Consider the following 15,733-nt stretch of genomic DNA (forward strand, 5'->3'; position numbering starts at 1 on the left):
TTGCCGCCTTCCTGCACCTCGAAAGCCATAGCGTATGAGAACTACTGGTCTTCGCCGTAACCGAGGCTGCGCAGCGCACGCTCATCGTCAGCCCAGCCAGATTTGACCTTAACCCACAGCTCAAGGTGGACTGGCGCTTCAAACATGTCCTGCATGTCCTTACGGGCTTCGATACCGATGGTTTTGATTTTGGAACCTTTGTTACCAATCACCATCTTCTTCTGCCCTTCGCGCTCAACGAGGATCAGGCCGTTGATGTCATAGCCGCCGCGCTCGTTGGTCTGGAAGCGTTCGATTTCAACGGTGACAGAGTACGGCAGCTCGGCGCCCAGGAAACGCATCAGCTTTTCACGGATGATTTCAGACGCCATAAAGCGCTGGGAGCGGTCGGTGATGTAATCTTCAGGGAAGTGATGAATCGCTTCCGGCAGATGCTTACGCACGATGCCCGCGATGGTATCGACGTTCAGACCGGTCTCTGCGGACAGCGGCACGATGTCGAGAAAGTTCATCTGGCTACCCAGCCACTGCAGGTGGGGCAGCAGGTCGGCTTTTTCCTGTACGTTGTCCACTTTATTGACCGCGAGGATCACCGGCGTTTTGCCATCGCGCAGCTTGTTCAGCACCATTTCGTCATCCGGCGTCCAGCGGGTGCCTTCGACAACGAAAATCACCAGCTCTACGTCACCGATTGAGCTGCTCGCCGCTTTGTTCATCAGGCGGTTGATCGCGCGCTTCTCTTCCATGTGCAGGCCGGGGGTGTCGACGTAAATCGCCTGATACGCGCCTTCAGTATGGATACCGACGATGCGGTGGCGCGTGGTCTGCGCCTTGCGCGAGGTGATGGAGATCTTCTGCCCAAGCAGATTATTCAAAAGGGTAGATTTGCCAACGTTCGGACGTCCGACGATGGCAATAAATCCGCAATAGGTTTTTTCTTCGCTCATTCCAGCTCCAGCATTTTTAACGCCTGTTCGGCGGCAGCCTGTTCAGCCTTGCGACGGCTTGAACCTGTGCCCACCACCGGTTCACTCAGGCCACTGACCTGGCAATGGATGGTAAATTCCTGATCGTGCGCTTCGCCACGCACCTGCACCACCAGATAGGACGGCAGCGGCAGGTGACGGCCCTGCAGGTATTCCTGCAAACGCGTTTTTGGATCTTTTTGCTTATCGCCCGGGCTAATTTCGTCCAGGCGAGTCTGATACCAGTTGAGGATCAGTTTTTCTACGGTCTGAATATCGCTGTCCAGGAACACGCCACCGATTAATGCTTCGACCGTATCGGCAAGAATGGATTCACGGCGGAATCCACCGCTTTTCAGCTCGCCCGGTCCAAGACGCAGACATTCACCCAGCTCAAATTCACGCGCGATTTCCGCCAGCGTGTTTCCCCGAACCAGCGTTGCGCGCATACGGCTCATATCACCTTCGTCCACGCGTGGGAAACGGTGATAAAGCGCATTGGCAATAACAAAACTTAAAATTGAATCGCCTAAAAACTCGAGGCGTTCATTGTGTTTGCTGCTGGCACTGCGGTGGGTTAATGCCTGTTGCAACAACTCCTGATGAATAAAAGTGTAGCCCAGCTTCCGTTGAAGCCGATTAATTACGATGGGGTTCATGCGATACCAATAAATGAATGCGTCAAAAATGCAGCACACGAAACCGACCTGAGAAAACCAACGCGGTTTCGTGTGCCGTGGCACCTTTTCTGTTCAGTGCCAACCTTAAACTTCGGGGGAATATTCTATACACAACGACAGGGGATGTCGTTAGTTCAAACAGATTTATCGCTGAAATAATTCGCGTAGCCGCAAATAACTGCGGCTACGCCTTCAATTATTGAGAATTAATGGATTCCGCCGATACGATTCAGGCGAACGCCGGTCGGCCATTCGCCTTCCTGCTTCTCAAAACTCATCCAGATCGCTGTCGCTTTACCTACCAGATTCGCTTCCGGCACAAAGCCCCAGTAACGGCTGTCCGCAGAGTTGTCGCGGTTATCACCCATCATGAAGTAGTGCCCCGGTGGCACAATCCAGGTCGCCAGCTGTTGCCCCGGCTGCCGGTAGTACATTCCCACCTGGTCCTGCGCGATTGGCACGGTCAGAATACGGTGGGTGACGTCGCCCAGCGTCTCTTTGCGCTCAACCAGACGAATACCGTTCTCTTTGGATTCGTCTTTTGGCACCTGGAAGAAACCGCTGGTGGCTTCACCGCCGTTGCGGCGCGCGAAGGTCTGCACGAAATCGCTTGGCTCAACGTTTGAGTAAGTGATTGGCAGCGCATTTTCGCACGCGGTACCGGAGCTGCAGCCCGGCTGTACGGTCACTTCTTTCGCAACCGGATCGTAGGTGACTTTGTCACCCGGCAGACCCACCGCACGCTTGATGTAGTCCAGACGCGGATCTTCCGGATATTTAAAGACCACGATGTCACCGCGTTTCGGATGGCCGGTTTCGATCAGCGTTTTTTGGTAGATAGGATCTTTAATGCCGTAGGCAAACTTCTCCACCAGAATAAAATCGCCGATCAGCAGCGTTGGCATCATCGATCCAGATGGGATCTGGAACGGTTCGTAAATAAACGAACGGACGATCAGAACAATCGCCAGAACCGGGAACACCGATGCGCCCGTCTCCAGCCAGCCCGGTTTCGGGCCCACCTTTCTAAGGGTTTTCGCGTCCAGCCCGTCGCCGGTGGCCGCCTGCGCGGCAGCCTGACGTTCACGGCGCTTAGGCGCGAAAATAAACTTATCCAGGCACCACAACAGCCCTGTTACCAGGGTTGCGATGACCAGGATCAGGGCAAACATGTTCGCCATGCCAACTCCTTAAGGGTTATTTGCCGTCTTTGCCAACATGAAGGATGGCAAGGAATGCTTCCTGCGGCAGCTCAACGTTACCGACCTGCTTCATGCGCTTCTTACCGTCTTTCTGCTTCTGCAGCAGCTTTTTCTTACGGCTAACGTCACCGCCGTAGCATTTCGCCAGAACGTTTTTACGCAGCTGCTTCACGGTCGAGCGGGCGATGATATGGTTGCCAATCGCCGCCTGAATCGCGATGTCGAACTGCTGACGCGGGATCAGCTCCTTCATCTTTTCAACCAGCTCGCGGCCGCGGTACGGGGCGTTGTCGTTATGGGTGATCAGCGCCAGCGCATCCACGCGCTCGCCGTTGATCAGCACGTCTACGCGCACCATGTTGGAAGCCTGGAATCGTTTGAAGTTGTAATCCAGCGACGCGTAGCCGCGAGAGGTAGACTTCAGACGGTCGAAGAAGTCGAGCACCACTTCCGCCATTGGAATTTCGTAGGTCAGCGCCACCTGGTTACCGTGGTAAACCATGTTGGTCTGTACGCCGCGCTTTTCGATACATAGGGTGATCACGTTGCCCAGGAACTCCTGCGGCAGCAGCATGTGACACTCTGCGATAGGCTCGCGCAGCTCCTGAATGTTATTCAGCGGCGGAAGCTTGGACGGGCTATCGACGTAGATAATCTCTTTCGACGTGGTTTCGACTTCATACACTACGGTCGGCGCCGTGGTGATCAGATCCAGATCGTATTCACGTTCCAGACGCTCCTGGATGATCTCCATATGCAGCAGGCCGAGGAAGCCACAGCGGAAGCCGAAGCCCAGCGCCGTTGAGCTTTCTGGCTCGTAGAACAGGGAGGCATCGTTGAGGCTTAGCTTGCCAAGCGCATCGCGGAAGTTCTCATAGTCATCAGAGCTGACCGGGAAAAGACCTGCGTAGACCTGCGGCTTCACTTTTTTGAAGCCCGGCAGCGCTTTTTCCGCCGGGTTACGGGCCAGCGTGAGGGTATCCCCTACCGGCGCGCCGAGAATGTCTTTAATCGCGCAGACCAGCCAGCCAACCTCGCCGCATTTCAGCTCGGTACGGTCAACCTGTTTAGGGGTGAAGATCCCGAGGCGGTCAGCGTTGTAGACCTGGCCGGTGCTCATCACCTTGATTTTGTCACCTTTACGCATGGTGCCGTTTTTAATACGCACCAGCGAGACAACGCCCAGGTAGTTATCAAACCAGGAATCGATGATCAGCGCCTGCAGCGGGGCATCCGGATCGCCTTCCGGCGGTGGAATATCACGCACCAGACGTTCCAGCACGTCCGGAACGCCGACGCCGGTTTTGGCCGAGCAGCGCACCGCATCGGTCGCATCAATACCGACGATATCTTCAATCTCTTCCGCCACGCGTTCAGGATCGGCCGCTGGCAGGTCGATTTTATTCAGAACCGGCACAACCTCGAGGTCCATTTCCATCGCGGTATAGCAGTTCGCCAGGGTTTGAGCTTCTACGCCCTGCCCGGCATCGACCACCAGCAGCGCGCCTTCACAGGCCGCCAGCGAGCGCGATACTTCATAGGAGAAGTCAACGTGGCCCGGGGTGTCGATAAAGTTCAGCTGATAGGTTTCACCATCAGTCGCTTTGTAGTCGAGCGTAACGCTCTGCGCTTTAATGGTGATCCCGCGTTCGCGTTCCAGGTCCATGGAGTCCAGTACCTGGGCTGCCATTTCACGATCAGACAGGCCACCGCAAATCTGGATAATACGGTCAGACAGCGTCGACTTACCGTGGTCAATGTGAGCAATGATCGAAAAGTTACGTATGTTCTTCATATAGTTAAATAATTATGCCTTACGAATTCCTGGAGGCCGCTGTTCTTAGCCTGACGTTTTTCAGTGCGAAAACGCAGCATTCTACACTACATCTCCGTTACCTGGAAATGCACTTAGAGCCAAGCATAGCCGGAAGAAACGGCGTTTTCTTTTTTGAGATGTAAATAATGATAAAGCCCGGTGAATTACCGGGCTTCAGTAGAAAGTGTCTCAACGCGAAGCTGGTCTGGCGCCAGCGCGACGCTAAGAATCACGGGCTGCCACGCCTCGCGGGCTGCAAGCTTAGGCGACAAGCCCCTGGCAAGCAGAAATCCGCCGACGCCACCGAGCGCGGCGCCGAACATGGCAGACAAATCGGTGCCAAACAGCATCTGGAAGATACCGCCCATGACAAACAGCCCCACCAGCGGAGAGAGATAAACCAGCATGGCGGAAGTCAGCAAACTGCCTTCTGCAATTCCCAGCTCAACCTTCTGCCCTTTCACCAGCGGCTGCTCGCTGGGTACTGAAATCGTATGCGAGGTTTGCGGCCCCAGCTTATTCAGTACGCGGCTTCCGCACCCGGCTCGTGATGCGCAGCTGTTGCATGAGGCTTTTACATCACAACTCACCAGCGCGATTCCGTTATTCCACGAAACGACCGTAGCCCACTCTTTGATCATTGTGCGGCCCTGAATTTGATGCTGTCAGAAATGCGCTTCGCGGTTTGCGGCGGCAATTCGCCCACCACGGTGATCTCTGCGTTATCGCGCACCGTAGTGCTCACCGTCCGGCGTCCAGTACGGAGCATTTGCTCAGAGCTGTTTGCCGAGGCACGGTTGATGTTCACAGAGAAGCTAAACAAACCATCTGAATAAAGGCGCGATTCAACCGGCGTTTCGATGGTTGGAAGCTGGCGACGGCTGCTGGAAATTTCACTAAACCCCTGAGGGATCCACGAAGGCACCCAGTTGAAGTTCACAGAATCACCTGGGGGAACGGAAAGCAGCGGCGGCAGGCTGGCCTTAGCCAGATTCTGCATGTTGGTCCCAACCTGATTATTGACGCTAAAGGAGATTACGCGGAACTGCTCCAGCGTTTCTCCGTCGCGATCGAGCAGGTCGACCCGCATGGGAAGTTTGGTTTCCGCGTCAATCCAGACGATGTAGCTGTAGCGCGTACCATCACGCGCTACCACGCGGATCACTTCACAAAGCCGATCTGCAATGCGCGTACGCCCTACCGATATGAAATCGTAATAAGGGGCAAGCCGCTTGAAATCGGTGTAGATGAGTGACGGCAGTGAATCAACGATATAGTCGCCATTGAGCGTGAACGGCTCGAGACCGGGTTCGAAATAGCTAATTTCGCTACCACGCTGAACCACCTCACGACGCGGGCCATCCATCTGTAAAAGCTGGGCAAGCGGCTGATTATCAAGGCGGGCATGGCGATAGCGTAATGACTCAACGCCCTGCTTGTTGATGCTGATAAATGCCAACTCGTAGTTGAGTGACTGGCTGGCCACGTTCATCTGCTGCAACAACGCCCCGGATGAAACATCAGCCGAGGCGTTAGCTGAGAAGAACAGGCCACCTGCCACCAAAGACATGGCGAACCAAAGTTGCTTCATTACTGCGATTGCGTTCCTAGAGTTTGGTTTCCTGGCACCTGCACAGCGGCCTGCTGCGTTTGGGCCTGCTCAAACTGAAGCTGCTCAGAGTGCAGACGACGCTGCAGCTCATAATCCTGGAGCATCGCATTAATGCGACGGCGCTGCTCTTGAACCTGCTGTTGCTGTCCGCCGCTTGCGGAGGCATCAGCCGGAACGCCCAGACTGACCGGGCTGGCTTTGCCCATCATCGGCATGGTGTTAAACACAGGCGCTTCAGGCTGCTGGCTGGCTTCAGACTGCGTATTATAGTGCTGGACGCCAACGATAACTGCAAGCGATACGCATGCAGCCACACCCATTTGCGTGAGCTGGCTGGCCCACGGACGCACCTTCTGCCAAAACGGCATTTTCTGCCACTGGTGAGGAGCCGGTTGCGCTTCAGGGATCAGCGGAGTGGTTTTATGAACAGGCTCATTTTCGATAGCCGCCATGACGCGTGCTGAGATATCGAAATGGAGAACGTCGCCGGTATCACCGCGCATCGTATCGCGGATGAGGTGATAGCTCTGCCAGGTCTCTTGCATTTCGGGAGAATGAGACAGCTCGTTGAGCAGCTCACTATCCAGCGTTTCCCCATCCATTAAAGCGGAAAGTTTTTCTTTCTGCATGCCTAATACCTTTTCCAGTATCCCGCTATCGTCAACGCCTGATAAGCGGTTGAACTTTATTATCAATAGCTTCTCGCGCACGGAAAATACGTGAGCGAACCGTACCGACCGGGCAATCCATGATGGCGGCTATCTCTTCATAGCTAAGTCCATCCAGCTCCCGCAACGTAATTGCCATGCGTAAATCTTCCGGGAGCGACTCAATCGTACGAAAAACTATTTGTCTCAGTTCTTCTGACAACATTAAGTTCTCAGGGTTCGAAATTTCTTTCAACGCGCCGCCACTTTCGAAGTTTTCGGCGTCAATGGCGTCCACGTCGGTTGATGGTGGACGTCGGCCCTGAGCGACCAGGTAGTTTTTAGCTGTATTGACAGCAATACGATACAGCCAGGTATAAAAAGCACTATCTCCCCGGAAAGAATCCAGCGCACGATAGGCCTTAATAAAAGACTCTTGTACGACATCAGGCACATCACCCGATGGTACATAGCGGGAAACCAGACTCGCCATCTTATGCTGGTAGCGCACCACCAGTAAGTTAAAGGCTTTCTGATCTCCCTTCTGGACCCGTTCAACCAGGACCTGGTCCGTTAACTGCTCGCTCATCCGAGGTAATGTCTCCCCAAACCTAAATTCCACGCGTTATCGAAACGCCACTCTAAAACATCGTACTTTGAGCAAGCACCGAATTAGAGAGTCTGTTCTTCAATAAGTTCCGTCACGCCTTTGTTTTTGTTGATCGCGTCGCAGACCGTTCATTTTCTCTCATTATAAGTCTGTTCACGATACGTACCCACTTTCTCACAAGAAACAATACATTTCCCGCCAGAAGAGTAACGCAACACCGGGTTTATTTCACTACAAAATCTGAAGCTAACGATCTGCTTCGCAAAATAATTTCGCCTATTTATTGCTTTTCAACGCACCAGCCCTTGTTTAGCCTCCACAACGTGAAGCAAAAAAAACGTGCGATATATCCCGTTAGAGTGCTACTCTGACCAAACACTGTTTAGTAAATTAAACAAAATCATCATGACTACATCATCCGAACTGCATTGTGATGTCCTTATCATCGGCAGCGGCGCTGCTGGACTTTCGCTGGCACTCCGGCTGGCCGAGCATCAAAAGGTTATTCTGCTGAGTAAAGGGCCAATAAGCGAAGGCTCAACCTTTTACGCGCAGGGCGGCATTGCCGCCGTGTTTGATGAAACGGACAGTATCGCCTCACACGTTGAAGACACGCTGGTTGCCGGAGCCGGCATCGTGGACGCACGCGCCGCAGAGTTTGTCGCCAGCAATGCCCGACACTGCGTTCAGTGGCTTATCGATCAGGGGGTTTTGTTTGATACCCACGTTCAGCCAAACGGTGAAGAGAGCTATCACCTGACGCGTGAAGGCGGACACAGCCATCGTCGCATTCTGCACGCCGCAGACGCCACCGGGAAAGCGGTGGAGACCACGCTGGTCGGCAAGGCGCTGGGACATCCCAACATACAGGTTCTGGAGCGCAGCAATGCGGTCGACCTGATCGTCTCCGACAAGATTGGCCTGCCCGGCACGCGCCGCGTTGTTGGAGCCTGGGTATGGAACCGTAATAAAGAAGCGGTGGAAACCTGCCGCGCGAAGGCCGTGGTGCTGGCCACAGGCGGTGCGTCAAAGGTGTATCAATATACGACCAACCCGGATATTTCCTCTGGCGACGGCATTGCGATGGCCTGGCGCGCAGGCTGCCGCGTGGCTAACCTCGAGTTTAACCAGTTCCACCCCACCGCCCTGTTCCATCCTCAGGCGCGAAACTTTCTGCTCACGGAAGCCCTCCGCGGCGAAGGAGCTTATCTCAAGCGCCCGGACGGCTCTCGATTTATGCCTGATTTTGACGACAGGGGCGAGCTCGCGCCGCGCGATATCGTGGCTCGCGCCATTGACCACGAGATGAAGCGCCTGGGCGTGGATTGCATGTATCTGGATATTAGCCATAAGCCCGCCGGATTTATTCGCCAGCACTTTCCAATGATTTACGAAAAGCTGCTGAGCCTGGGCATCGATCTGACCCGCGACCCGGTGCCGATTGTGCCCGCCGCCCACTATACCTGCGGCGGCGTAATGGTTGACGAGCACGGGCGTACCGACGTAGATGGGCTGTATGCCATCGGTGAGGTGAGCTACACCGGCCTGCACGGCGCAAACCGTATGGCGTCTAACTCTCTGCTGGAGTGCCTGGTATACGGCTGGTCAGCCGCTGAAGATATTACCAAACGCATGCCCTACGCCCGCCAGGCGGAGCATTTGCCCGCCTGGGATGAAAGCCGCGTTGAGAATCCGGATGAGCTGGTCGTCATTCAGCACAACTGGCACGAGCTGAGGCTCTTCATGTGGGACTACGTTGGGATCGTGCGTACCACGAAACGTCTCGAGCGCGCCCTGCGTCGGATTACGATGCTGCAGCAGGAGATTGATGAGTATTACGCAAACTTCCGCGTGTCCAACAATCTGCTGGAGCTGCGCAATCTGGTGCAGGTCGCTGAGCTGATCGTTCGCTGCGCGATGATGCGTAAAGAGAGCCGCGGCCTGCACTACACCCTGGACTTTCCCGACGCGCTGGCAGAATCCGGCCCGTCGGTACTGTCCCCGCACGTTCACATAAACAGATAGAACGCCTGGGTCAGAGCAGTGTAGTCTTCAGAATATCGCTGGTCTGGCCCGCGGATCACCATCCTGTCATTAAAGCACTCCCCCTCTTTGGGTGAGAGCGCCAGCAGCACGCGGTGCGGCAAACGGCTTTCGGTATCGGCAATATCGGTGCGCAAGCGCAAGTTCCAGCCGATCTCCTGCGCGATCGCTATAAAGGTATTGCCTGTACTTTCCGGTAACACCACGCAGAAAAACCCCTCTTCCGTGATGAGCTCTGCCGCACTGGTTAATAGCGCACGGTGATCGAGCGATCCGGTATAGCGCGCCTGCTCGCGCGCCGGCGTCGCACACTCTACGCCCGGCGCATAATAAGGTGGATTGCTGACGATAAGATCGTAACGCGCCGTTTGCTCTGGTGCCCAGGCCAGCACATCGGCACATTCCACTTTTACGCGGTTCGCCCAGGGGGATTCGGACGCATTTTCGGCCGCCTGCCGCGCCGCCCCGGCATCCAGTTCCACGGCATCGATGGTGACATGTTCGTCCGTGCGTTGCGCCAGCATTAACGCCAGCAGCCCGCTGCCGGTGCCAATATCAAGAATGCGTTTTGCACCTGCGACAGGTGCCCACGCGCCCAGTAAGATACCGTCTGTACCGACTTTCATCGCACAGCGATCGTGAGCAATAAAGAACTGTTTGAATGTGAAACCATCGCGGCGCAATTGCGCTTTGAGTTGAGACATGACGGGGCAACCTTCTAAACGAAACCGGGGTAGCATAGGGGAAAGCGAAGTGGTCGAAAAGCGATATCCATACAAACAGATGAAGATTACAGCCGTAACGTCTATAATCAGCGCCCCACACAGAGGTAGAACATGACTGTAACGACTTTTTCCGAACTTGAACTCGATGAAAGCCTGCTCAATGCACTTGAGAGCAAAGGCTTCACACGCCCGACCGCCATTCAGGCCGCGGCCATTCCGCCTGCGCTGGAAGGACGCGATGTGCTCGGTTCTGCGCCAACCGGCACGGGGAAAACAGCAGCCTACTTGCTGCCTGTCTTGCAGCATCTGCTCGATTTCCCACGTAAAAAATCTGGCCCGCCGCGCATTTTGATCTTAACGCCAACGCGCGAGCTGGCAATGCAGGTTGCCGAACACGCGCGCGAACTTGCGGCAAATACTCACCTGGATATCGCCACGATCACCGGCGGCGTTGCGTACATGAACCACGCCGAAGTGTTTAGTGAAAACCAGGACATCGTCGTGGCGACGACGGGCCGACTGCTGCAGTACATCAAAGAAGAGAACTTTGACTGCCGCGCGGTTGAAACGCTGATCCTCGACGAAGCGGACCGCATGCTGGACATGGGCTTTGCACAGGATATCGAACATATCGCGGGTGAAACGCGCTGGCGCAACCAAACGATGCTGTTCTCTGCCACCCTTGAAGGGGAAGCGATTAAAGACTTCGCAGAGCGTCTGCTGGAAGATCCCGCGGAGGTGTCCGCTACGCCGTCAACCCGCGAACGTAAAAAAATTCACCAGTGGTACTACCGTGCGGATAACCTTGAGCACAAGGTTGAGCTGCTTAAGCACCTGCTGAAGCAGGAAGATGCGACCCGCACCATCGTCTTCGTACGTAAGCGCGAGCGCGTGCATGAGCTGGCGGAAATGTTGCGCAATGCCGGGATCAACAACTGCTACCTTGAAGGTGAGATGGCGCAGGTGAAGCGTACCGAAGGCATCAAGCGTTTGACCGATGGCCGCGTGAATGTTCTGGTCGCCACCGACGTTGCAGCACGCGGGATCGATATTCCTGACGTAAGTCACGTGATCAACTTCGATATGCCGCGCAGCGGGGATACCTACCTGCACCGCATTGGCCGTACCGGTCGCGCTGGCCGCAAGGGTGTTGCGATCTCTCTGGTCGAGGCGCACGACTACCTGCTGCTGCAAAAAATTGGCCGCTATGTCGATGAGCCTTTGAAGGCCCGCGTGATCAATGAGCTTCGCCCGACGACCCGCGCCCCTAGCGAAAAGATGACGGGCAAGCCGTCCAAGAAAGCGCTGGCAAAACGCGCAGAAAGAAAAGAGAAAGAAAAAGAGAAGCCGCGCGTGAAGCTGCGCCACCGCGACACCAAGAACAAGGGCAAGCGCCGTAAGCCAAGCGCTGCTGCTGCGCCAGAATCTAAAAGCGAAGAGTAAAAAAAAGCCGGGATTATCCCGGCTTTTTTATTCCACCCCCGTGGCTAAAAACCTTACAGGCTTTCAGTAAAGGTACGAGCGATGACGTCACGCTGCTGTTCTGGGGTCAAAGAGTTGAAGCGTACCGCATAGCCGGACACGCGAATGGTCAGCTGTGGGTATTTTTCCGGGTGCTCAACGGCATCCATCAGCGTTTCGCGACGCAGAACGTTAACGTTCAGGTGCTGACCGCCTTCAACGCGAACTTCCGGCTTCACTTCCATTGGAATTTCACGATATTCGATTTCGCCCAGCTTGCTGACCGGTACGATTTCATCTTCAGCAAAACCCGCTTTTGCTACAACGCAGCGCGCTTCGCCTTTCTCGCTGTCCAGCAGCCAGAAAGAGTTCATCAGGTCGTCGTTTGCCGCTTTAGTGATCTGGATACCCGTAATCATGTGTTGCCTCCCTTAGGCTACATTATCTGGATTCGGCCGCTCGCGGCCAATTGGTAAAACCATTGTTGCTTGTGTGTATATATATCACCCAGGCTCGGGTGATTTATTGATTTAAATCAACAAAAACCCCAACCACATAAAGAGTGTGGTCTGAATTTATTGTTTTAGATCAATTTAAACACCTTACCAATTCAAATCATTACACGCTTTTTAAAATAAAATTGAAGGACTTAGAGAAGAATCTTGTCGTCACGTTTTGCTCATCACGCGTTAACGGGTAAGCTAGGCGCAGTTTTGAAATTCGCAGGAGAGCGAGATGACCACACCGTTGACATGGCATGACGTGCTGGCCGATGAAAAGCAGCAGCCCTACTTCATTAACACGCTGAGCACCGTTGCGGCAGAACGTCAGGCAGGCCAGACGATCTATCCCCCGCAGAAGGATGTTTTCAACGCGTTTCGCTATACCGAACTGAGCGATGTTAAGGTCGTTATCCTCGGCCAGGATCCTTATCACGGGCCGGGGCAGGCGCACGGCCTTGCCTTTTCCGTACGTCCAGGGATCGCCATTCCGCCCTCTTTGTTGAATATGTATAAAGAGCTCGAAGGCACGATACCAGGCTTTGTTCGTCCCAAACACGGCTATCTTGAAAGCTGGGCGCATCAGGGGGTGCTGTTGTTAAACACCGTGCTGACCGTGCGTGCAGGTCAGGCGCATTCCCACGCTAGCCTGGGATGGGAAACCTTTACTGACAAGGTAATTAGCCTTATCAACGAGCATCGCGAAGGGGTTGTGTTTTTACTGTGGGGATCACATGCGCAGAAAAAAGGGGCGATTATCGACCGCCAGCGCCATCACGTACTGAAAGCGCCGCACCCGTCACCGCTCTCCGCGCATCGCGGCTTCTTCGGCAGTAACCATTTTGTTCTGGCAAATGAGTGGCTGGAAAAGCGTGGCGAAAAGCCGATTGACTGGATGCCCGTGTTACCGGCAGAGAGTGAGTAAATTGAGTATGTATGCCCGGCTTGCCGGGCATACACAAAGCATAAAGGCTTATGCTTTGTTCTGACGCCACCATTCAGCCAGCAGGACGCCGGTTGCAACGGAAACGTTGAGGCTTTCTACATTGCCCGTCCCGTCAATAGAGACGCTCAGATCGGCGCTGGACAGCGCGGCATCTGACAGACCATCACGTTCCTGACCCAGCACCAGCACCATCTTGCGCGGCAGCGTTGCTTTGAACAGCGGCGTGCCGGCGTGGCTTGACGTGGTCACAATGGAATAGCCAGCTTTGCGGAACTGCTCGATCGCGTCCAGAACGCTATCACCAGTGATCGGCTGAACGTGCTCGGCACCGCCTTCTGCGGTACGGATAGCCGCACCAGACTCAAGCAGAGCCGCATCCTGCAGCAGAACGCCCTTCACGCCGAAGTGCGCGCAGCTGCGCATCATTGCGCCCAGGTTATGCGGGTTGCCCACATCCTCCAGCGCCAGCACGCAGTCATCGGCTTCCGCCTGGCTGACCCACTGCTAAACGGTGGTGCCGTTACGCTTTTTGATCAGGAAGCAAACGCCGCCGTGGTGCTCGGTGCCGGACGCTTTGGTCAGCTCGGCATCGTCAACCACGTGGTACGCTTTGCGGTTTGCCGCCATCCAGCGAAGCGCTTCTTTAAAGCGTGGCGTAACGCTCTGGATAAACCAGGCGCGAACGATACACTCTGGACGGCTCTGGAACAGGGCCTGGCAGGCATTTTCACCGTACACGCGGGTCTCTTCTGCACGCTGGCGGCGCAGAACTTCCGGATCGATAAAGCTTTTACCGCTAATGCCGCCGTGATCGGCTTTTTCCGGCGCGTCATCGCCAGGGGCGCGGGAAACGGTGCGCCACGGAGATGACGCCTCGCGCGAGAAGTCGTCGCGTTTGCGATCGCCACGCTTACGGTCATCACGTTTGCGGTCATCACCACGGGTATTTCTGTCATCGCGGGCGGGGCGACGGCCACCGTCTGCACGAGAGGACGCCGGACGCCCGCCACCTTTTCCGGTACGCGGATTTTGGGTGCGTTTATCAGAGTCATCATCACTGCGGACATACATCACTTTGACCTTGCCGCTTTTGTTTTTCATTTCGTCGTTCATGCTTTTCTCCACCAGCGCTGCGCGAAGCGCGCAGATTACCCGATGTGCCAGCGCATAGCCATAATTTCGTACAAAAGCCTGTGACTATTGTTCTCATTGAATAAAACGCATTGTCGTTTTAAACAGCCTCATTGATAATATGTAACATATCAGAAACATTATCGGCATTCTGCCGCTGTCCCACGGCTTTATCAGAGGTTAGTTATGAATACCGTATGTGCCAACTGTCAGGCTCTTAATCGCATTCCGGAAGATCGGATTGACGATGGTGCGAAATGCGGGCGTTGTGGCCATGAGCTGTTTGATGGTGACGTCATTAACGCTACCGGTGCTACGCTGGACAAACTCCTCAAGGACGATCTCCCGGTGGTTGTTGATTTCTGGGCGCCGTGGTGTGGCCCCTGCCGCAGCTTCGCGCCTATTTTTGAGGATGTGGCCGAAGAGCGCAGCGGCAAAATGCGCTTTGTGAAAGTGAACACCGAAGCGGAGCGCGAGCTCAGCGCCCGCTATCGCATTCGCAGCATCCCGACCATCATGATTTTCAAAAATGGTGAGGTTATCGACATGCTCAACGGCGCGGTGCCTAAGGCCCCGTTCGAGAGCTGGCTTAACGAGTCCGTGTAACAATCACGGGGCACATCTTGTGCCCCGTTCTCACCTCTGCGAAAATAGGCTTTTTCCCGCATTCCGCACATGACTGATAATGCCGTTCTTCAACTCCGCGCCGAACGCCTTGCCCGCGCGACTCGTCCTTTTCTCGCCCGCGGTAACCGCATCCGCCGGTGTCAGCGCTGCCTGCTGCCGCATAAGGTTTGCCTGTGTGAAACGCTTGCGCCGAGCAGTGCAGAGAGCCGTTTTTGCCTGGTGATGTTCGATACCGAGCCAATGAAGCCGAGCAATACGGGACGCTTAATTGCCGATATCCTCCCCGATACCGCCGCGTTTCAGTGGTCACGAACCGAGCCTCCACAGGGGCTGCTCGACCTGGTCAGAACCGAGGCCTACCAGCCAATGGTCGTTTTCCCGGCCTCCTACGCGGGAGAGCATCGTCAGGTATTCTCCGCCCCCCCTTCCGGTAAGCCGCCGCTGTTTATTATGCTTGACGGCACCTGGACGGAAGCGCGCAAGATGTTTCGTAAAAGTCCGTACCTTGACGCACTGCCGGTCATTTCCGTCGATTTGTCTCGCGTCTCGGCCTACCGCCTGCGCGAAGCGCATGCCGACGGACAATATTGCACCGCAGAAGTGGCGATCGCGCTTCTCGACCTGGCAGGTGACACGCAGGCCGCCGCCGCGCTGGGCAACCATTTTACCTGCTTCCGCGAACGCTATCTGGCGGGAAAAACCGTTCATAAGGGCAACGTCACAGCAAGCGAGGCAGAAAGCGTTTAAAATCATCAGGTCGCTTGCATT

15 protein-coding genes and 1 pseudogene are annotated in these 15,733 nt (G+C 55.1%); 5 read left to right on the plus strand and 11 right to left on the minus strand.

Going from position 1 to position 15,733, the window contains the following annotated elements:
* Positions 1-41 precede the first annotated feature (41 nt).
* The 8 genes from era to rpoE all read right to left on the minus strand — a co-directional run bounded on the left by era (position 42) and on the right by rpoE (position 7,511).
* A complete protein-coding gene (gene era / locus V1599_RS18855; protein ID WP_112010189.1) occupies positions 42-947 on the minus strand; it encodes a GTPase Era in 906 nt (301 codons plus the stop codon).
* Positions 944-1,624 (minus strand): ribonuclease III, encoded by a 681-nt coding sequence (gene rnc / locus V1599_RS18860; protein WP_112010188.1) that lies wholly within the window; start codon positions 1,622-1,624, stop codon positions 944-946. Before rnc ends, era begins: the two co-directional genes overlap by 4 nt.
* Before the next feature lie 227 nt (positions 1,625-1,851).
* Positions 1,852-2,826, minus strand: coding sequence for a signal peptidase I (gene lepB, locus V1599_RS18865; RefSeq protein WP_395300636.1), 975 nt, complete (start codon positions 2,824-2,826; stop codon positions 1,852-1,854).
* A 16-nt stretch (positions 2,827-2,842) separates the two neighbouring features.
* Entirely contained in the window at positions 2,843-4,642 is a 1,800-nt protein-coding gene (lepA, locus tag V1599_RS18870) for a translation elongation factor 4 (protein ID WP_112010186.1), read from the minus strand.
* A 185-nt stretch (positions 4,643-4,827) separates the two neighbouring features.
* On the minus strand, positions 4,828-5,304 hold the full coding sequence (gene rseC / locus V1599_RS18875) for a SoxR-reducing system protein RseC (RefSeq protein ID WP_112010185.1): 477 nt from the start codon (positions 5,302-5,304) through the stop codon (positions 4,828-4,830).
* Entirely contained in the window at positions 5,301-6,254 is a 954-nt protein-coding gene (rseB, locus tag V1599_RS18880) for a sigma-E factor regulatory protein RseB (RefSeq protein WP_112010184.1), read from the minus strand. Before rseB ends, rseC begins: the two co-directional genes overlap by 4 nt.
* A complete protein-coding gene (gene rseA / locus V1599_RS18885) occupies positions 6,254-6,904 on the minus strand; it encodes an anti-sigma-E factor RseA (RefSeq protein ID WP_112010183.1) in 651 nt (216 codons plus the stop codon). The genes rseB and rseA overlap by 1 nt, the downstream gene beginning before the upstream one ends.
* A 31-nt stretch (positions 6,905-6,935) precedes the next feature.
* Positions 6,936-7,511: an RNA polymerase sigma factor RpoE gene (gene rpoE / locus V1599_RS18890; protein WP_112010182.1), complete on the minus strand. Its 576-nt coding sequence runs from the start codon at positions 7,509-7,511 to the stop codon at positions 6,936-6,938.
* Between the two features lie 426 nt (positions 7,512-7,937).
* Between rpoE and nadB the strand changes: the two genes are divergently transcribed.
* Complete coding sequence (gene nadB, locus V1599_RS18895; RefSeq protein WP_395300637.1) at positions 7,938-9,557, plus strand: L-aspartate oxidase; 1,620 nt, start codon at positions 7,938-7,940, stop codon at positions 9,555-9,557.
* On the opposite strand, the gene V1599_RS18900 is transcribed toward nadB, so the two are convergent.
* Complete coding sequence (locus V1599_RS18900; protein ID WP_112010180.1) at positions 9,542-10,279, minus strand: tRNA1(Val) (adenine(37)-N6)-methyltransferase; 738 nt, start codon at positions 10,277-10,279, stop codon at positions 9,542-9,544. The genes nadB and V1599_RS18900 overlap by 16 nt on opposite strands.
* Positions 10,280-10,411: 132 nt before the next feature.
* Here V1599_RS18900 and srmB point away from each other — a divergent pair, with 132 nt between their 5' ends.
* Positions 10,412-11,743 (plus strand): ATP-dependent RNA helicase SrmB, encoded by a 1,332-nt coding sequence (gene srmB / locus V1599_RS18905; RefSeq protein ID WP_112010179.1) that lies wholly within the window; start codon positions 10,412-10,414, stop codon positions 11,741-11,743.
* A gap of 53 nt (positions 11,744-11,796) precedes the next feature.
* Here srmB and grcA read toward each other — a convergent pair whose 3' ends face one another.
* Positions 11,797-12,180 (minus strand): autonomous glycyl radical cofactor GrcA, encoded by a 384-nt coding sequence (gene grcA, locus V1599_RS18910; RefSeq protein WP_112010178.1) that lies wholly within the window; start codon positions 12,178-12,180, stop codon positions 11,797-11,799.
* 316 nt (positions 12,181-12,496) lie between these two features.
* Between grcA and ung the strand changes: the two genes are divergently transcribed.
* On the plus strand, positions 12,497-13,186 hold the full coding sequence (gene ung / locus V1599_RS18915; RefSeq protein ID WP_395300638.1) for a uracil-DNA glycosylase: 690 nt from the start codon (positions 12,497-12,499) through the stop codon (positions 13,184-13,186).
* Between the two features lie 48 nt (positions 13,187-13,234).
* Here the strand turns inward: ung and V1599_RS18920 are convergent.
* A pseudogene (locus V1599_RS18920) lies at positions 13,235-14,320 on the minus strand (tRNA/rRNA methyltransferase).
* Positions 14,321-14,524: 204 nt separating this feature from the next.
* Here V1599_RS18920 and trxC point away from each other — a divergent pair.
* On the plus strand, positions 14,525-14,944 hold the full coding sequence (trxC, locus tag V1599_RS18925) for a thioredoxin TrxC (RefSeq protein ID WP_112010175.1): 420 nt from the start codon (positions 14,525-14,527) through the stop codon (positions 14,942-14,944).
* A 69-nt stretch (positions 14,945-15,013) separates the two neighbouring features.
* On the plus strand, positions 15,014-15,712 hold the full coding sequence (gene tapT, locus V1599_RS18930) for a tRNA-uridine aminocarboxypropyltransferase (RefSeq protein WP_112010174.1): 699 nt from the start codon (positions 15,014-15,016) through the stop codon (positions 15,710-15,712).
* Positions 15,713-15,733 lie beyond the last annotated feature (21 nt).

The organism is Enterobacter sp. ECC-175, assembly GCF_043968675.1.
Lineage (GTDB): Bacteria > Pseudomonadota > Gammaproteobacteria > Enterobacterales > Enterobacteriaceae > Enterobacter.